The organism is Streptomyces sp. LARHCF249, assembly GCF_052871255.1.
The window spans coordinates 117,777-135,206 of sequence record NZ_JBIXJQ010000001.1 but is presented as its reverse complement, the minus strand read 5'-3'; the positions used below and the strand labels follow the sequence as shown (position 1 = coordinate 135,206).

Sequence of the window (17,430 nt, the reverse complement as noted above, 5' to 3'; positions counted from 1 at the left end):
GGGCGGGGGGGCGGTTCCCTATCGCGGGGGGGGGGGGGGGCCCGGCGGGGGGGGGGGGCCCCCCCCCCCCGGGGGGGGGGGCCCCGCACTGCTGCGCTCACTGCTCGCCGGGGTCGGGGCTTCAGAGGGCGGGCCCGTGTCCGCGCATTCGATGAGCAGCGGGTGGTCCAGGCGGACGGTGTCAGGGTCAGGGTCGGCCCGGCGCAGGAACTCCTCTGTGTGCGCCATGTGCCTTGAGGTGAGCAATCATCAACCAAATGGGCCGCCACCAGGTGCATGGCTTGCCGCCTGCGGGAAGGGCCCCTGGTTCGGGGCCCTTCCCGCGGTCACTGCGGCCGCTACAGCACGGCGACGGTGAAGGGCGCGTCGATCGCGGAGCCGGCGCTGTCGGTGAGCACGACCGTGATGGTGTTGGGGTCGCCCGCGCACCAGGGGTGCGCGTCGCCGATGGCGGTGATCATCGCCCGGTTGTTGTTGACGGTGGCGACGATCGCCGCGTCCTTCACGATGATGTCGGGGTCCGACACCTTGATGCAGAAGACGCCTGTGTTGTTGGTTTGCGCAGTGCTCCGCGTTGCCGACGAGACGTTCTTCTCCGCCAGGAGCAGACCGGCCGAGGACACCTTCGCCGCTGCACGGGCGTGCGGGGCGTACAGGTCGGTTGCGGAAGCGATGCCGGCCAAGGCCGGTACCGATGCCGCTGCGGCGAGGACGAGCGCGAGGACGCGACCGGTGGGGGACATGGAAGTTCGCATGATTCTTTCCTTCTCAGCCGTCTGTGCCGCGGTATCAGCGGCCGGCCTGATCGAACCGAGGGGGACGGGGCCACCGTTTGACGAGATCGCGGGCGCGTTCTCGCCTACGGCCGGTGCGGGGACGCTCAGGGAACGAAGAGAAAGAACGGCGAGTCGGCCGGGCCGCTGCCGTTGCCGGTGTAGACGGTGAGCGTGTCCGCTGCCTTTCCACACGGCGTGGTGGGGTAGGTGTTGAGGAAGATCTGGTACTGCCAGGGGCTGGTGCCCTCATTGCCGAACAGAGTGGCGGTCGGCGTGCTCCGATCGACCTTGATCTGCGTGGCGTCGTCGAATGTCACGCAGTACACGCCCGTCTGGGGCCTGGTGAGCGACTTGATCCCCTGCGAGTAGAGCCGCGAACCGTCGGTGTTCACCAGCGCGGACGCCTGCGCGTGGGGCGCCTTGGCCTTGATGGTCGAGTTGTCCGCGATGGCTACACCGCCGGCCGCTGCTGCGGCCAACATGCCGAGCGCGGCGGCCGCCCCGACGAGTCCCCGCCGGGTCCTGATGGTTTTGAACATGGCTCTCCTCCGTGGCCGTGCCCGCTAGGGCAGCTTCGTCACTCCTCACATGCAAGCGGACACACACAGTGAGTGGGAGAGGTTGTGTGTATGCCCCACCCGAACGAGACAAGGAGAGTCTTCAAACCACAAAAGGGGGCATGACCTGCGGCTCTGGGCGCCCGCGCACCCCGGCGCACGACGTTGCACTCAGAGCAGCTGATCACTCTGGTGTGCGGCGGCCAGCCCACAGGCTTGTGCACCTCTGCGCCGCACACGGTCCGAACCCTCCACCTCCGGCTCGTGCCATGGGAGACAGCCGAGCGGGTAGGTGCCCCGGTAGGGGGTGCGGTCTGGCCATCCAGGCCGCGACGGGGCCGCACCCCCGCGAAGCGGCCTTCGGGCTCGGCGGGCACCTCGGGGTGGAATTCGAGGAGGGTGGAGCTCATGGCGCGTCCGGTGTGGGCGGGAGTCTTGAGCTTCGGCCTGGTCAGCCTCCCGGCCGGCCTCTACACGGCCACCGACAGCCACACGATCCACTTCCATCAGCTGCAGCGCGGCACCGCCGACCGGATCCGCAACAAGCGGATCAAACGAACGGACGGGCAAGGAAGTCGCCCTCGACAACATCGTGAAGGGCTTCGACATGGACGAGGAGTACGTCCTGGTCGAACCCGCCGAGCTGGACGAGATCGCCCCCGGCCGCTCCCAGTCCCTGGGCATCACGGGCTTCGACGACCTCGAGCAGGTCGAGCCGATCTACTTCGACAAGACCTACTACCTGGGCCCGCGTGGCAAGGAGTACGCCAAGGTATACGCACTCCTGGAGAAGGCCCTGGCCAAGGCCAACCGGGCCGGGGCGCCACCTTCGTCATGCGCGGCCGCGAGTACCTCGTCGCACTCAAGGCCGACGACGCCCATCGAGGCGAAGAAGGCCGGCGAGAGCGTCGAGAAGGCCGAGCCCCCGGCCAAGGCCACCGGCGCCGTCGACCTCATGGAAGCCCTGCGCGCCAGCGTTGAGGGGGCCCGCAGCCCCAAGGACACCCGCGAGAAGGCCACTACCGCGGCAAGTCCGCAGAGGAAGAAGTCTGCGGCGAAGAAGCACGTCAGCTCCAAGGCCGAGTCACTTCAGTCCCTGACGAAGGCCGAGCTCTACAAGAAGGCCGCAGCCGCCCACGTGCCCGGCCGCTCCACCATGTCCCACGACCAACTCGTTGACGTCCTGACGGGCAAGGCCAGCAGTCGGTGAGCCAGAACCGGTTCTCGGGTTCTGGCTTAGGTTCTGTGATCTGGCCACGGTTGTGACGGCGGTGGCAGTGACCGGTGTTTGGCGAGGTCGCCCGTGGGCTGCCGTCCGGGGCCAGCGCCACCGGTACGGCCTGGCCTCGAGGCGGGCGTCACCCACATGCGGTCGGGGTCCGGCTGCCCGACGAAAGCGCTGACAGGCCGGCTCTGCATCGCGCCCATAGCCCGTTGCCTGTTTTTCGGTCGTATGCCGATTGCCCGGCGATCGGGTGACTTGTGCCTCGCGGCCGTGATCAACCCGTCCCTCGCTGCGTTCCGGTGTGTGCAGGCATCCCGCGTGCGCCGACCTTCCGGCCGTTCCCGGCCAGGGCCGCTTCACGGCAGACCTGCACATCTCAGGAGAAACCACCATGGCCCTCCACACCTTGAGGCGGCGCTTCGCCGCCCGGCCGCGGCCGCGGCGATCCATGGACACTACGCCGTGCGCAGGTTGACCGTGAGTCCCGCGCGTCGACGGCGACGTTGTCCAGCGCCTGCTGGAGCGCTCCCCGGTGGCCGCTCTGGGCCCCGGGATGCCGGTCAAGGTGGCCATCAGCTGGTGGGGTTGGGGCTGCCAGCCGGTGACCAGGACCCGTAGCCGCATGCGCTCTGCGCGCCGGTGCAGGTCAGGAGGTGCGGCAGGCCGTCGACGTCCATGGCCCTGACGGCGTGCAGGTGCAACCCCGGTCCCGGCCCTGTGCGCGCGCTTCAGCGCGCCGCACACCAGCCCTACTCCGTGTCGCGCCAGGATGGGCCCGTGGGTCCGGAGCCTTCAGGCGACGGGACCAGAACATCGATGTCACCGGGCCGGGCCGGGAGCGCTGGCCGATGCGGTGTTGTTCCTGGACTGGCACGGGCATGGACACGGCTACCAGCGCCATGAAGACACTGCGTCCCCGACCGTCTGACCTGCGGATTATTTTCGGTCGCCGGGGTCGGGCGGTCCTGGCCGTGAGGATCGGCAGCAGGGCTTCGGCGCGTCGCAGTCGGCGCACGCCGCCGTCCTGCCCGTGCCAACGCGTCGAGTGTCGCCGTGGTGCCCGGCCGCAGTGCGCGGTCGGTGGGCAGCCGGCCCGTCGGGTGTGGACGGCGGGCCAGGGTTCGGGTCTTGGGTGCCTGGTCCGGGTTCACCCGCGGGATCGGGCGCATCTGGCGGGGTCAGTTCACTATGGGGCCTTGGGTGGGGGCGGGGCCGGTCCAGTCGCCGTAATCGATTGTGTCCGAGCGGTTCTTGAAGCCGTCGAAGCCGCCGTTACCCCCGTGGCCGCCGGTACCGAGGACGCTCTTGCCGCCTAGGGCGTCATTGGCTGCCATGTCTCCGAGGATGCGGTAGCGCTTGGGGAGGTCCGGGGTGTTGCTGTCGGTGGCGACCGAGGTGGGGGTGTGGGGAGTGGCGTGGGCGGTGCCGGCTCTCGGTGCCGTGTGGTGATTCCATTACGCCCTGGGTGGGGGGCTGGGTCATGGCCCGCAAGCTCGTGGCTTGACAAAGCCGTGGCCGGGGCACCTGGCTGATCGCGGCGAGGACGGGCACAGGCCTGCGGGGCATCGTGTCCGCGTCAGGGCCTCAGCCGGTCATGCGCAAGGCGTTGTCGGGGCTGCAGAACGGGCACGCCTCGACGCCCTCGGCGAGCATGCGTCGGGCCTGCTCACGGTCGATCGCCTTGCCCTTGCCCATGGTGCAGACGCCGAGATGGACCCGCAGCAGCTTGGGCCCGGACCCGGCTCGGATGTACTCGGCCTTCCAGTCCGGCGGCTCCGGCGCAGGCAGGCGGGCCTCCTGCTCGGCGAGCTGTGCTTCCAGGGCGGCGATGGTCTGGGCGACCTGCCGCTGCTGCCAGTCCAGCCACGCCTGCACGGCCCGCCAGCTGTTCAGGCGCGCCTGGACCCCGTTCACGCCGACCGCTTCCCCGGCTCGGATACGACGAACTGGCCGTCGATGTAGCGGACCGATACCTCCGCGACCCCACCAGGTGCAGTCTCAGCCACACGGCGCAGCTCCACCCGCCCCGCCATGCTCCAGCCGTGCTCTCGCCAGTACGGGTGGGAGCTGATCCCGCAGGAGAGGCCGATCAGCTCTCGCCGCAGTTCAGCCGTCCCCAGCGCGGGCCGGAGGGCGAGCTGGTTGTACGTGCGGGTCCACCGCTGCTGGAGCTGGATCAAGTCATGAGGGAAGCGGTTTTGCGCCATGACTCAATTAGACCACTGATTCGAACTGTCGTGCGAATCAGTGGTGTGCCGCCAGCAGGCAGATAGCCATTCCGATTCCGGTCTGGCCGGTCCGGCTAGAGGGCTGGGTCCTTCAGGGGCCCGTGAGGGTGGACGGGGTGCCGATCCGGCGCCACACGATGTGACGGCCCCCGCAGCGGAGCTCCTGGCCGTACGACCATCTCGCGCGTGCCGTCGGGTGCCAGGTGAGTCGGCTTGGCGGCTGATGCAGCGTTTGACGCTGTTCCGCTGCTTGTAGATCTCGGCGTCGAAGCCGGGCGGGCGGCCGCCTCGGCGTCCTCGCCGCAGGCGGCGGGCCGATCTGGTCGGACGGCTGCGGGATGACCGCGCGGATCCCGCGTCGTCGCAGGTGGGACTGGATGGCACGGGAGGAGTAGGCCCGGTCCGCAAGCGCGGCCAGCGGCCGGGTTCGGGCCTGCCGGGCCCGCTTCGTGGCACGCGGATGCGGGCCATGACCGCTTCGAGGGCGGGTGCGTCGCCGGCCTGGCCCGCGGTGACGGTCAGGGCCAGGGGCCGTGCACGGTCGTCGGCGGCCAGATGGACCTTGGTGCTCAAGCCGCCGCGTGAGCGTCCGAGGGCGTGGTCTGCGGGCTCGCTGCGGCCTTCGGCCCGTTGTGCGAGCCCCGGCGGAATGCTGGTGGGCGCGGACGACGGTGGAGTCGACCGAGACGGTCCAGCCGATGTCGTCATCGGCGTCCGCGGCCGCCAGCACGGCGGTCAGGATGTTCTGCCAGGTTCCGTCGACGGCCCATTTGATGAGCCGTTTGTGGGCGGTCTGGACGGGCCGAGCTCTTCGGGCAGGCTCCGCCAGGGCGAGTTGGTCCGGTACTTCCATACGATGGCCTCGAGCGTTCGGCGGTGATCAGCCCAGCGCCGTCCACAAACCGGATCGGCCGGCATCAGCGGCTCGATCCGGCCCCACATCGCATCGGCGATCACTAATCGGGCAGACACATCCGCTCAACGGACCGACCCATCAAAGAGACACGCTAGCCAGAAGACCCCAGCCGGCTGCTCCCGCGGGGCGGTCGGGTCCTGGTCAGATCGTGACCGGGCCGTGGGCGGTGGCGAACTCGACCGAGACCAGGCCCGGTTCCTCATCCTCGACCCAGGTGACGTCGATCTGGTCGAGGGGGTGGTCGGCCGGTTCGCCGAGGAATTCGGCGATGGAGGCGGCGTCGCCGGCGATGGAGACCCCGTGGATGGTGGTGGGGGTGCGCGGGTCGGCGCTCGGGCGCTCCTCGATGGGGACCAACCACTGAAGGAAGTAGGGCAGTTGCGGGTCCTCCAGCAGTTCCAGCAGGCCGATCTGCTTCCACCTCAGGTCGAACCCGTCGGGGCGGACACGGTGGCCCTCGGCCGAGGTGCGGCCGAGGCGGGCCTCGACCGGGGCGATGTCGTCGACGGAGACCACCCAACCGAGCCAGCCGCCGCCCTCGGCGGCGCGGCGCGCGACCGCCCGGCCGAAGGGTGCGCGGTCGGCGGCGGGGTGGTCGAGTGTGGTGACGACCTCGACGTAGGTGCCGCCGCTCAGCGGGAGAATGAAATTGCGGGTGCCGAATCGCGGGTGCACGCCCCCGTCGACGAACCCGGCGCCGAGGGCCGATCCGATCCACTGGACGGTCGAGACGAAGCTGTCGCGGGCCACCGCGTAGGACACGTGATCAAGTCGCACTGGGCCATCATCACCCGACAACTCGTATAAATCCTGACGCCGCGCCCGCCGCCCCGGCCGCGTCCGCCGTGAATTCGGCCGTGGAGCGGATCGATCATCGTCATCCCGGCGGGGGAGGCCCGGTCGAAGCCAGGCAGCAGCGCTGCCGCCTCGTCGAGGCCCACGACCCGCTCGATCAGCCGCTGCGGGGCGAGCGCTGCTGCCACATGATTTCGATCCTTGCATGGAGCACCATGCGCGCCGCACTTCCAAGAGACAGGCGCCATGCGCCGGCTGCCCGCGGCCCAGGCCGAGGACTTCTACGAGCTGGTCAGCGAACGGCAGGGCCGGTCCGTTCCCTGATCGTTACCAGCAACCGGGTACCCAGCGACTGGTATCCCTCTTCGCCAACCCCGTCGCGCCCGGATTCCGCTGTTCAGCTCTTGCGGGCCAACGGTTGCCCGGCGAAGTCCACCCCTGCCAGGCCATGCGCCATGAGGTTGCGAATGTTGCCGTGATCAGTGTCGTTCGGCGTCGCCAGCACACTGCGATAGTGCTCACCGAATGCCAGCAGCGCCTCTTGGTCGCTCAGCCCTTCCAGCAGGGCCAGTCCCAGCGTCTTGCAGGAACCCTCGTTCTCACCTGCGGCATTTTCCAGTGCCCCGTTGCGGAACGCCTGCGGCTGATACTCGTAATGCGCGGTGATGAAGGCCAAGGTGTCGGCGAACTCGTGCTCACCTGACGCAAGGCTTGCCCGCAGCGAGTTCAGATCAGTCATGTTGGTTCCCCTGGGTTGAACAGACGAGCCGATTGCCGTCCGTGACCGGGGGACAATAGCCCCTTCAGGCCATCCGTTAGGAATCGGGCCACATGTCGGAACGAGCGGCATCTCCGCAGGTCATGATGTGCGACGGTGCGACGGTGCGACCCGCCGAGAGCCGGTTTCGGTCAAGGCGATCGATCTCGAGGCGGTGCTGATCAGCAGGCCGTTGCCGTGCCCACCCCGTGCCGCAGGGCGGCTCGGTTGCGTGCTGCGGCAAGGCGGGGTCGGGCGGCGGCGTTGTCAGTGCGGGGCAGGACGATGACCTTCACGACCTGGAGGAGCTGATCGGCGCGCCCCTTACCCAGGAGCCGGACGCCCCGCAGCAGTAGACCCTGGAACCAAGCTCAGTCGCCCCTTCCGCCGACTCTCACCTTGTCCTGGTGAACCACAGGTGGACTGGCTCATCTGGAGCGTCGTCACCTTCCTTGGCCTCTGCCACCTGGTTTTGGTCGCGAGCGTCTTTGGGGGCCACCAGATCGGCAGCTTTCCGCCCGCCTGGATACCGGGGTCCGCCCGCCCCGGACGAGGCGTGGGGATCGGCGGCGGGCGGGGGTCTGCTCGGCGGTCAGGCGGGAACGCCGGCCCGGTCCAGGACGGCGGCCATCTCGTCCTCGGGGAGCGCCGGGTTGGCACCCGCGCTGGAGGCCAGTTCAGGGACATGGAGCGTCTCGCGGAGCCTGCGGATCGGGAGGCGTGTGTCGCCGGCCGCCGCCTGGCGTGTCCAGACCGTGGGGTCATGGCTGAGCCGTTCGATCAGCGCGGGTGTGGCGGCCGGGTCCCGGATGGCCAGCCGGCGGTAGTTGCCGTCCGGGTGGTCCGCGTAGCGTGCGGCGAGACCCTCGCGGGGGAAGCGTGGGTGCGTCTCCGCCATCCAGGCGGAGAACGTGCCACCGAGCCGCGCGTACACGCGCATGAGGACCTCCTCCGGGGTGTCGGGGTGGTGTATGCCCAAGAGATCCTCCACCAGCGGGTCCTCGGTACGCGCGAGCAGGTGCAGGAGGTCGGGCGGCAGGTGGGGGCTCTGGGCGGCGGCGCGCCGGAGCATGGGGTGGGCGGAGGTCGCGGCCCGTCGCAGCACCTCGTGGTCGCCGAGCCCGTCTCGTACCCACTCCACGTCCCCCCTGGCGAAGGCCTCCACCGTGAAGTCGATCGACATGCGTCGTGTCTCGTCCAGTTCCGGCCTGAGGGAGATCGCGAGCCTTACGTCCTCGTCGGGGTCGACGGCGAGCCGCTCCACGAGGTCGGTGGGTAGCGACGGGTTCTCGGCGAGGGCGGCCAGGTGCGTCCGCTCGGCGAGGCACCGCTCGGCGTCGGCGCGGTGGAGGAGCCCTCGGCGCAGCGCCTCATCGGCGGACTTCGGATCGCGGAGGAGTTCGGCGGTGATGCCTGCGTCCCGTCGGCACTCACCCAGGGCAGCGGCCCGCCGCACCTCGGGATCGGGGTCGGCAAGCAGCGCCGACCGTTCGCCCGGCGGCAGCGTCCTCCATGCGCGCGCCGCGTTCCGGCGCGCTGCCGGATCGCGGTGCGGGGCCAGCGAGGCCACGAACGACGGCACCAGATGGGGCGAGTCCAGCAGGGCAGCCCGTACGGAAGGGTCGGGGTCGTCGAGCAGGCGGGCGCACACGTCGTCCGGCAGTGGCGCGACCGTCGTACGTGGGTCGCGCCACTCGGGTCCGTACGCGAGAGCGGCCCGAACCTTGGGGGAGGGGTCGTCGGCGAGCCGGGCCCGCTGCGCTGGCTCGGCCCTGGTGCTCATCGCGAAGTCGATCCGAGCGCCGGGGTTCGGGTGAGCCAGGATCACCGCGACGGCCGGCTCGGGCAGTCCAGCCCGCTGGAGGGCGTGACGGGGCGGACCGTCACCGCCGCCGTCAAAGGCGAGCAAGCGCAGCAGCAACGGTGTCGGCAGCGCCGGGTTGCGGGCGACTCCGTCCAGTGCGGACGCGTGGAACGCGACCATGATTCCCCCAATGTCTCCGTCGGTCCGTCGGCTGGTCCGCGACCATGAACCCCATACGCCCGTCAGGCCGGCTCGACGGCCTCGAACGGCGTACCCTACGCCTGGCCCAGGGGCTGTCATCGCCGACGTCACCGCGCACGAAAGTCCAGCTCAAAAGCAGATAACGCTGCGTCCCGTACGCAAGAGCCGGTGCCCCATCCTGCCCTCAGTCCTCTCTACCGGTGCCATGCTGACGGAGCGTGAGCGTGGCACCGGGCTGTCATGCTGCCCTGGCAGTCACGCACTCCCGAAAGCATCCCCACATGTCTGTTTCCTGGAGCCCTGTAGGGCTCTCAGGGCCTATTCGCGCGGGGAGCACGAGATATGAGAGTCGGTCTCTCATCCACATGTGAGCAGCACGGAACGCAGTCGTGGGTCCGGATCGTCCAGAGTGGTCCCAGACCCCGGTACCCGGCGATACCGTGGTCACACACGCCCGTTCGGCCCATGGAGCCCTCGATGAGCGAACAGCCGGCCCCCGCCGACACCGCCACCCGGCAGCTACTGGCGCCCGCGGCCGCCGACGCGGTGCGCGCCTACGCCGCCAGGACCCGCGCCCAGGCCGACCAGTTCGCCGCGGTCCTGGAGGACGTCGCCACCAACGGCCTGCCCGACCCGGAGCAGTGCACGCCCTGGGAGGAGCTGCGCGAGGCCCACCTCGCCCGCCTCGCCGCCCAGCGCCCGGCCGTCGCCTGATGCCTGGACACGGCCGCCGACGCGCCCGGATCGCCTTCTCCGACGCCGCTGCCAAGCAGCTGGAGAACATCACCAGCGAGGCGGAGATCCACGCCCTGGACCGCGCCCTGGTCGTCATCTCCGTCGACCCGGACATCGGCGAACCGATCCCCGGCGACACCGCCAGCCCCCAGCTTCGCCAGTACGCCGACGAAGTCGAAGCCGTCCGGGTCCTGTACTTCGTCACCGCGCTGCGCACCGTCGTGGTCGTGGCCTACATCGAGGTCTAGCCTGCGAAGGAGCTCCCGGGTGTCGTCCCTCCGCCAGCTCGCCGCCAACCGCCCCCTCACCGCGCTCCGCACCGTCGTGCGCTGCCCTGTCCAGGCGACCGCGCTCCGGCAGGGACCTGATGTCGAGGCCGGACCGGCGCGGCCTGGCTCGCGTTCCTTTGCCCCGCCCACACCGAGGCTCTGTCCTCGTGGCCCACCGTCGCCGTGCACACCGACGCCGGCTCCATGACGTGCGGAACGGTCCTGGACTACCGGTCCGCCGAGCAATCCAGTCCCACGCCGACTGTGGCTCACGCCCCTGACCGGTGTGGACCCCGAGGGGTTCGCCGGCAGCTGGTCCGACATCCTGGACCAGGCCGACAGGGTGCCGAGCGCCCGCCTGGACGAGCGCCAGACCGCCGACGATATGAGCGGGCCGCTGCAGGGCATGGTCACGATGATCGACATGGCCCGCCGATCAGCAGCCGAGGGCGATCTCGCCCAGGCTGGTATTCCGTCTCGGGAGTGGGCTGGTCCTCGGCCGGGGTTCCCGGCTCCTCGGTCCGGGCGGCGACGTAGGGCGGGACCTGTGGTTCGACGATCTCGTTCACCGCGTACGGCAGGGCTGGGCCGGCGATGGCGATGATGCCGAGGATCTCGTCGTCGAAGGCGTTGATGTGTGTCACGAGGGTGGGCGGCAGGGGCTGGCGGGTCTTGGTGTCGCTGTAGCTGCCCCACCAGCGCTGCGGGTCGAATGTCCTGGGGTCCAGCTGCTCCGCCCGGACCTGGGCGTCGTTGTACTCACCGTGGCGGGAGCGTTCCAGGAAGAGGCAGTACATGGCTGTCTGGCTGCCGGCGGCGGCCGCGAACTGCCACCAGAACTGCGCTCCCTCATGGCCAAGGAGGTGCAGTAGGCAGGCGAAGACCAGCACGCCGTTCGCGGCGGTCGGTCCTTTGCTGACGAGGTCGTGCAGGGCGAGCCCGGTGCTGGGCCCGAAGACAGTCCGCAGGGACAGGGTCTTCAGGGCCCGGCGGGCTTCCTCGGCGTCGGCGGGCTCTTCGAAGCGGGGGTCGATCCATGTCGACCTGACGGGCGGGACGGCTGCGGTCTCCGGCCCCGGCTCGGGCAGGTCGGCGACCGCGCCTGTCCCCCCGGTGCGCAGGATGGAGCGGGCAGTGGTTCCCGAGCGGCGTAGAAGGCGCTGCTGGGCGCGGCGATGTCGTAGGCGGCGAACCGGTTGGGGACCTGGGGTCGGACGTAGAGCCTCTTGAGGTACTCGGTGAATCGGTCCCTCATGCTCTGAGGCGCCCCGGTGCCCGACCCACCCCGACTCCGCGGGCCATGCTGCGCGGCCCCATGGCCTCCGTGGACCAGGACGACCAACGGGGTTCGAAGAGCAGGTGCAACTCTGGTCGGATAGGCATCAGGTCCACGGACGGGCGCAGTGAGTACGGTTTGTTCATGCGCACCTTCGGTCTGGAGCAGCAGCGGGGCCATGTGCTCCTCATAGCAGGGGACGCCGCCGTGAGGCGCCGTGGCGTCCAGGTGGCGCCGAGTGCCAACTTGGCCGCGCTGGGTGTGGTGCCCGCGTCTGCGCTGCTGAACAGCCATGTCCCATGTGACACGACATACCTGGACGGGGCACGGGATCCGAACACGGTGCTGACGCGCCTGCGGGCGGCGGCGGCAACGCCGGGCCCGCTCCTGGTCTACCTCTCGGGTCGGCTGACCGCCGACCAGCGGGGAAGCCGGCTGCACTTGGCGCTCGCGGGGACGACGGCAGCCACAGTGCGCTATACGGCGCTGCCCTGGGAATGGCTGGGAACGGAGCTGCGTGACCGTCCGGCCGGACTGACCACGGTGCTGCTCGATCTCGTGGCGGACAAGGCCGCGTGGCCGCTGCTCCAGGAGTACGGCAGCCTGGCCGCCTCCCCGTCCGCGGAGGTCTACGGCGTCATCTGCCCGCCCGGATGGAACGGCGCGGGACCGGTCGTGAGCAGCTACACCCGGGCCTGGATCGAGCAGCTCCGGGCCAGCCCCGCCCGGCCCACCAACCTGCAGCTGCATGCCCTCGCGGTGGGCGCGGCCACCCTGCCACCCGGCGTCCTGGTCCTTCCCGGCGCCCGCGAGCTCGGCGTCACGACCGCGCCCGGAGCGGTTCCGTCTGGCGTGTCGGCGCGGTCGGTGCCCGGGCGCAGTCCTGCCGGGGCCCATCAGGTCCCGTCCGCGGCGGACAAGGGATCGGTTCGCGGCCCGCACCCGGTCGGCGCCGTACCGGCCCCCTCCGTACCTCTTCCCGGTGATGGGCTCCGACGCGGACAGGGACATCCGCTGCCGCCGCAGGCCCCACCCACGGATTTGATCGACGATCCGCGCCCGCACATTCACGCCCTGGCCACCGCGGGCCGACACTCCGAGGCAGCGATGCTCGCGCAGGCGTGGGAGCAGTACGTCCATCAGACGCATGGGGCCGCGTCGACCGAGGCTCTGCACTGGGTGGAGATCCGGGCCGACCTCGCCCGGATGGCGGGCGATTTCCGGCTCGCGATCCATCTGTGGTCCAGCGCCGCCCGCACCCGTCTCGGCTGCCAGGCCCCGGACGCCGCCGAGGTGCATGCCGCGGCCGCCGGCGCGCTCTACTGCTGGACCCAACTGAAGGATCCGGGAGCGGCCCTCGACACGGGGCCCGACCTCATCCGCCTCCTGCGAGCACTGCCGGCCCTCGATCCCCGGCACCTGCAGCTTGCCCAGCACCGTCTGGAGTTCCTACACCGTGCGCCGAGCCGACGCTGAACGCCGTGACCCACTCATCACCGAGGCCCGGCCGGCGAAGAACGGCCCGTCCTCGATGGTTCTGCCGGACAGTTAAGGGTTCGGCGGGTCAGGATCGATAGGGTCAGGGAAGTATTCCCGCACCGAGGCGTTATGTGGTGGAGTGAACTGAGCGTTGTGCTCTTCCGCATCCCGTTCGGCCTCACTTGAGTCTTCGTATTCGATACCGAGCGGATCGCCGCCTTCACTTGGGCAATACACTTGCCAGGTGGTTTCGTCAGTGCGGGGTCGTTCGGTTCGCGCTTTCTGCTCGTGAGGCTTTGCCATGACTGGCCACCCTTCCTGCGCTCCCGCGTTCGCACGTTGTAAAATTGGCCCGATTGCGCAATCGATGACAGGAACCGCGAGCGCCAAATTCTTTGCCGATCTGTCGCATCGAGATTCTGCTGTGGCTTAACTCGCCGCGATTTCATAGACCCTGATTCAGCGTAAGACCGGTACTGTGCGCAGGCAACTCGACGAGCCTTCGACTGCGCCGGCCACCGTGACGACCCGACGAGCGGCGTTCAACCTGTCCCGATCTCCTGCCGCCTGTCAGGGCTCGAGGTCGACCGCTCCCTTGCCGCTTGTGATATCAAGCGGCACCGAGATCTGGTCGTGGGCGATCAGCCACGTCCCGTCGGTCTTCCGGAAGCAGTACGTGACCCTGACCCACATACCGCTCATCGCCGTCCCGTCCTTCAGCGTGCCGCTGAGACGAGCAAAGGCGTGCCCGAAGGCCACGTCGTCGCCCACGGTGAGAGTCAGCTCGCGCATCTCGTAGGTCACGCTCTCGAAGAACGTGAACACAGGGGTCCAGTTCTTGAGTTTCGCCTCCACCCCCACGCTCTGGAGTGGCGGCTCGATGTCGAAGGACACGATGTCCGTTGCGTACAGCTTCTTCAGACTCTCCGGATCTTTGGCCTGGAGTCCCTCGGTGATCATGCCGACTTTCCGGCGAATCTCGGCTTCGTCCATCTCGCGTTGTGCAGGCATCGCGCCCCCGATCTTCCCTTTCGCGGTGGAACCTTGGCTTGTCATTACGCTCCGCGCTGTGGATTGCGCTTCACCTGTCAGCGCAGAATCGTGCAGAATTTCGGCCCGCACGCTCTCTTTCGGCGTTGCGATGTCCCAGTAGCGAGCAGTGCCCCGCGCTGTACTGAGGTCCCCTGTGCCGCCGGTGATGGCCATGTCGAGCGACTCTGTTCCGCTCACCCAGAGCGATTGCATCGTCAGAGAGCCGCGCTTGAGTTCTATCGTGATCAGGCACTGCGTCGTGAGTTCTTCGCCTTTGATGTGAATGACCTGGCAGGACCCACCGCCACGTCCGACGCTGTGGCCGTCCTTTATCGCGGTGCCGGAGTAGACGTACGTATCACCCAGGCTCGGTCCTTTCGGGGCGAGATCATTTTCCGCGTACTGATCGTTCTGAACCTTGAATTCGAGGACCTCGGCTTGTCTCTTTTTCGGGGTATCGGCGTCTGCGCTGTTTACAGCAAAAACGCCGATCATAGCGGCGACCAGTGAAATGGCGAAGAATTTTGTGAGCGACGCTCGCATGTTGTTGTTCCTCCGCTCCCTCTCATGCACGCCGACGGACCCCAGACGTCTGGTGACCACGACGGAACCTCCTCATTCGCTAAAGCTGCTTCTTTCCCTGACGGGCGCCACAGGTCAGGCGGGCGCCGGGGAGTCGACGACAGCTCCCCCGGCAAATAGCCGCCTGCGGGGGAGTGCAAATGGCCCCCGCCGACCCGCCTGGCGGTTCAGAAGCCGATGGCTTCGCGGAGCAGCAGGACCGTGCCGCGTCCGGGCTGGTGTTCCGAGTTGAGGATGAGAAGCCGGTTGACGGCGCTGGGGCGCCCGTAGGCTTCCTGGGCACGGCCGCTCTCCAGCGGGAGGCAGTGGTCTTCGACACACCGCAGCGCGGTGCTCAGGTCGGGCACCACCTTCTGCGCCCCGACGACCCAGATCGCGCGGGCTGCGCCGCCGGCATTGCCGGGCAACTGGCTTCCACTGCCCGAGGCGATCACGAGGGAGCCGGTTTCGGTGACCGCGTGGACGCTGCTCACGATGACATCGGGGGCGGCGGTCAGCCGCCGTATCTCGTCCATCTGCGTGGCGCGGTCCATGGCCAGGACGCGTGGCCTGATGGCGTCGTATCGCCCGCCGGCGTTGATGTCCTCGGCGATGCCGGACAGGCGGAGGGTCTCGCTGGCCCCGGTGAACACACTGGCGCCGTCGGGTATCAACTCCTTGATGCGGGTACGCGCGGCGGCGGCGTCGTCGAGAATCTCCACGGTGAAGCCGTGCGCGGTCAGCGCAGCGGCCGCCCGCTCCAGACGCTGTGCGGGCGCCGGGTCGACGAACGACGCTGCCGGCATCGAAGTCGTCATGATGAGCTCCTGCTCGTTGGGTGATCTGTTCGTCTCAGCAGCTCGACAACGCAGCCCTGCGAAATGTGAGGCCGGCGCGCCGCCTCACATTCCGGGTGCCTGCGTTGTCGAACCGGTAAGGGCAGATACGACGAAGGGAGCCGTCGGCACCATGAGCAGCCGATCCGAGTCAGGACACGGCAGGCCCGATCCGGGCCTGGACGCGATCATGAGCGAGCGGCGCCAACTGATCAATCTCGCCTACCGCCTCCTGGGCTCCCTGGCCGAGGCCGAGGACGCCGTCCAGGAGACCTACGCCCGCTGGTACGCCATGTCCCCGAAGCAGCAGGACGCCATCGAGAACCCCGGTGCCTGGCTGACGACCGTCGTCGGCCGCATCTGCCTCAACCTGCTCGGCTCGGCACGGGCCCGGCGCGAGACCTACATGGGCGAATGGATCCCCGAGCCGTTGCCCGCACATTCGGAGTGGAGCAGTGGGCGGGCGGACGGTGCGACGGCCGATCCGGCCGACCGGGTCACCCTGGACGAGTCGGTCAACCTGGCCTTCCTGGTCGTGCTCGAAGCGATGACCCCGGCCGAACGCGTCGCGTTCATCCTGCACGATGTCTTCTGCCACTCCTTCGCCGAAGTGGCCGAGATCGTCGGCCGTACCCCGGCGGCATGCCGCCAGCTGGCCTCCTCGGCCCGCCGCCGCATCCGGGCCGCGCAGCCTTCCATGACTCCGGCAGCTCAACGTAGGGCCGTCGTCAGGGACTTCAAGCAAGCCTGGGAAGCCAAGGACATCGACGCTCTCATCGGCCTGCTCGACCCCGACGCCACGGCGATCGCCGACGGCGGCGGCCTGGCCACCACCTTCCTGCGCCCCATCGAAGGCGGTGAGCAGATCGCGCGCGCCTGGGTGGAGATCGCCCGTCGCAGGCCCGTGACGATGACCTTCCTGGAGCGTACGGTCAACGGTCAGCCTGGCCTGGTCGCCCAGCAGGACGGCGTCATCGTGACCGTGTACGCGTTCGACATCTCAGGCGACCGGATCACGCACATCTGGGCCGTACGCAACCCCGAGAAGCTCCGGCCGTGGACGGGGGGCCACAGCGCTGGGACCAAATCGGCTCGACCGAACCCTTAGGGACTGTCCGGCCGATCACGGCAAAGCGGCTCGAGCGGGAACCGAACTGATCCTTCCTTGGTCAGTGTGAGTGAAGTACCCCGGTCGTTGCGGGGGATGTGGGCCGGTCCGCTTGCTCGGTCACTCTGCGGCGCGGCGTTCGGCTGGTACTTGCCAGTCAACGGCGAGCGAGTACACCCCGATGACGTCGAGCCGTTTCGCCAACACCCGCTCCGGTCTTGGCACGGCCAAGGGACAGGTCGGCGGACTGGAGTCCTTCAGCATCCAGACGGCCGTACAAGGAGACGCGGCCCCATGTCTCAGCCCGACCTGCGGACTTGCGGACCTGTGCCAGCCCGGGCCGGATCGATTTCGAACGGGAACGGTTCCGCGATTCGGGTAACGGCACCGGGAAGCGCGGTCACGGTCTCGACGTAGCGGCCGCCCTCCAGGGCGCAGCAGATCAGGCAAGGGGTCGGGGCGAACTCCAGGCGCCAGTAGTACGGGATGCTGGCCTCGGCGACAGGAGGGGCTTGACCTTGCGGTCCATCGGCTTGTTTCCCGGGGATACGAGCTCGCCGACCAGCTGCAGTGCTTCGGCGTCGATACTGACCCCATCCCCGGCGGTCGCACCGGCGTTGGCGACGACGATGTCCGGCACGACGAGGCCCCCGTCTCGGGTGTTTCTCCGGGGCCCCGCCGGTCTCGGTTTCGCAGGCCGTGGTGGGCAGGAGGGGTTCGATCAGGGCCTACTCTGCGTCGGTGGTGTCCGAGGGGTAGCGGCGGTGGCGCATCAGGGTCTTCTGGACGACCTCGAAAATGGGCGGCGGGGCCCGCGCGGGCCGGGCCCCCCCCCCCGTTGGGGACTTTCAGGCGGGGGTGGTGTGTGCGGGGGG

Annotated in this window: 17 protein-coding genes and 2 pseudogenes; 6 read left to right on the top strand and 13 right to left on the bottom strand. The window is 69.2% G+C overall.

Annotation, left to right across the window (positions count from 1 at the left end; all coding sequences use genetic code 11):
* Window positions 1-338 precede the first annotated feature (338 nt).
* The gene (locus ACIPUC_RS00660; protein WP_446585998.1) at window positions 339-755 is read right to left on the bottom strand and encodes a hypothetical protein; all 417 of its coding nucleotides are present in this window, start codon (window positions 753-755) and stop codon (window positions 339-341) included.
* Window positions 756-880: 125 nt separating this feature from the next.
* The gene (locus ACIPUC_RS00655) at window positions 881-1,315 is read right to left on the bottom strand and encodes a hypothetical protein (RefSeq protein WP_446585997.1); all 435 of its coding nucleotides are present in this window, start codon (window positions 1,313-1,315) and stop codon (window positions 881-883) included.
* Between the two features lie 610 nt (window positions 1,316-1,925).
* Between ACIPUC_RS00655 and ACIPUC_RS00650 the strand changes: the two genes are divergently transcribed.
* Window positions 1,926-2,543 (top strand): Ku protein, encoded by a 618-nt coding sequence (locus ACIPUC_RS00650; RefSeq protein WP_446585996.1) that lies wholly within the window; start codon window positions 1,926-1,928, stop codon window positions 2,541-2,543.
* A gap of 1,193 nt (window positions 2,544-3,736) precedes the next feature.
* Here ACIPUC_RS00650 and ACIPUC_RS00645 read toward each other — a convergent pair.
* From ACIPUC_RS00645 to ACIPUC_RS00625, 5 genes and pseudogenes are all read right to left on the bottom strand, one after another.
* The gene (locus ACIPUC_RS00645) at window positions 3,737-3,892 is read right to left on the bottom strand and encodes a hypothetical protein (RefSeq protein WP_446585995.1); all 156 of its coding nucleotides are present in this window, start codon (window positions 3,890-3,892) and stop codon (window positions 3,737-3,739) included.
* A gap of 250 nt (window positions 3,893-4,142) precedes the next feature.
* Complete coding sequence (locus ACIPUC_RS00640; RefSeq protein ID WP_446585994.1) at window positions 4,143-4,472, bottom strand: DUF6233 domain-containing protein; 330 nt, start codon at window positions 4,470-4,472, stop codon at window positions 4,143-4,145.
* Window positions 4,469-4,738 (bottom strand): hypothetical protein, encoded by a 270-nt coding sequence (locus ACIPUC_RS00635; RefSeq protein ID WP_446585993.1) that lies wholly within the window; start codon window positions 4,736-4,738, stop codon window positions 4,469-4,471. The genes ACIPUC_RS00640 and ACIPUC_RS00635 overlap by 4 nt, the downstream gene beginning before the upstream one ends.
* A gap of 264 nt (window positions 4,739-5,002) precedes the next feature.
* Window positions 5,003-5,758: pseudogene (locus tag ACIPUC_RS00630) on the bottom strand (IS5 family transposase); the annotation flags it as partial.
* 85 nt (window positions 5,759-5,843) lie between these two features.
* Window positions 5,844-6,479 carry a VOC family protein gene (locus ACIPUC_RS00625; protein ID WP_446585992.1) on the bottom strand — a complete coding sequence of 212 codons (636 nt, stop codon included), beginning with the start codon at window positions 6,477-6,479 and terminating at the stop codon, window positions 5,844-5,846.
* A 219-nt stretch (window positions 6,480-6,698) separates the two neighbouring features.
* Here ACIPUC_RS00625 and ACIPUC_RS00620 point away from each other — a divergent pair, with 219 nt between their 5' ends.
* Window positions 6,699-6,821 (top strand): hypothetical protein, encoded by a 123-nt coding sequence (locus ACIPUC_RS00620; RefSeq protein ID WP_446585991.1) that lies wholly within the window; start codon window positions 6,699-6,701, stop codon window positions 6,819-6,821.
* A gap of 73 nt (window positions 6,822-6,894) precedes the next feature.
* Here ACIPUC_RS00620 and ACIPUC_RS00615 read toward each other — a convergent pair whose 3' ends face one another.
* Both ACIPUC_RS00615 and ACIPUC_RS00610 read right to left on the bottom strand, forming a co-directional pair.
* Entirely contained in the window at window positions 6,895-7,236 is a 342-nt protein-coding gene (locus ACIPUC_RS00615) for a HopJ type III effector protein (protein WP_446585990.1), read from the bottom strand.
* A gap of 610 nt (window positions 7,237-7,846) precedes the next feature.
* A complete protein-coding gene (locus tag ACIPUC_RS00610; RefSeq protein ID WP_446585989.1) occupies window positions 7,847-9,238 on the bottom strand; it encodes a Mucin-2 in 1,392 nt (463 codons plus the stop codon).
* 498 nt (window positions 9,239-9,736) lie between these two features.
* Here ACIPUC_RS00610 and ACIPUC_RS00605 point away from each other — a divergent pair, with 498 nt between their 5' ends.
* The gene (locus ACIPUC_RS00605; RefSeq protein ID WP_446585988.1) at window positions 9,737-9,973 is read left to right on the top strand and encodes a hypothetical protein; all 237 of its coding nucleotides are present in this window, start codon (window positions 9,737-9,739) and stop codon (window positions 9,971-9,973) included.
* A complete protein-coding gene (locus tag ACIPUC_RS00600; protein ID WP_446585987.1) occupies window positions 9,973-10,242 on the top strand; it encodes a hypothetical protein in 270 nt (89 codons plus the stop codon). The genes ACIPUC_RS00605 and ACIPUC_RS00600 overlap by 1 nt, the downstream gene beginning before the upstream one ends.
* A gap of 431 nt (window positions 10,243-10,673) precedes the next feature.
* On the opposite strand, the gene ACIPUC_RS00595 is transcribed toward ACIPUC_RS00600, so the two are convergent.
* Window positions 10,674-11,060: a hypothetical protein gene (locus tag ACIPUC_RS00595; RefSeq protein ID WP_446585986.1), complete on the bottom strand. Its 387-nt coding sequence runs from the start codon at window positions 11,058-11,060 to the stop codon at window positions 10,674-10,676.
* Window positions 11,061-11,683: 623 nt separating this feature from the next.
* On the opposite strand from ACIPUC_RS00595, the gene ACIPUC_RS00590 reads away from it, so the two are divergent.
* Window positions 11,684-13,015: a hypothetical protein gene (locus ACIPUC_RS00590; RefSeq protein WP_446585985.1), complete on the top strand. Its 1,332-nt coding sequence runs from the start codon at window positions 11,684-11,686 to the stop codon at window positions 13,013-13,015.
* A gap of 573 nt (window positions 13,016-13,588) precedes the next feature.
* Here ACIPUC_RS00590 and ACIPUC_RS00585 read toward each other — a convergent pair.
* Entirely contained in the window at window positions 13,589-14,653 is a 1,065-nt protein-coding gene (locus ACIPUC_RS00585) for a YybH family protein (RefSeq protein WP_446585984.1), read from the bottom strand.
* Between the two features lie 146 nt (window positions 14,654-14,799).
* Window positions 14,800-15,429: an LUD domain-containing protein gene (locus tag ACIPUC_RS00580; RefSeq protein WP_446585983.1), complete on the bottom strand. Its 630-nt coding sequence runs from the start codon at window positions 15,427-15,429 to the stop codon at window positions 14,800-14,802.
* 151 nt (window positions 15,430-15,580) lie between these two features.
* Here ACIPUC_RS00580 and sigJ point away from each other — a divergent pair, with 151 nt between their 5' ends.
* On the top strand, window positions 15,581-16,555 hold the full coding sequence (gene sigJ, locus ACIPUC_RS00575; protein ID WP_446585982.1) for an RNA polymerase sigma factor SigJ: 975 nt from the start codon (window positions 15,581-15,583) through the stop codon (window positions 16,553-16,555).
* A 650-nt stretch (window positions 16,556-17,205) separates the two neighbouring features.
* On the opposite strand, the pseudogene ACIPUC_RS00570 reads toward sigJ, so the two are convergent.
* Window positions 17,206-17,328: pseudogene (locus tag ACIPUC_RS00570) on the bottom strand (transposase); the annotation flags it as partial.
* Between the last annotated feature and the right edge of the window lie 102 nt (window positions 17,329-17,430).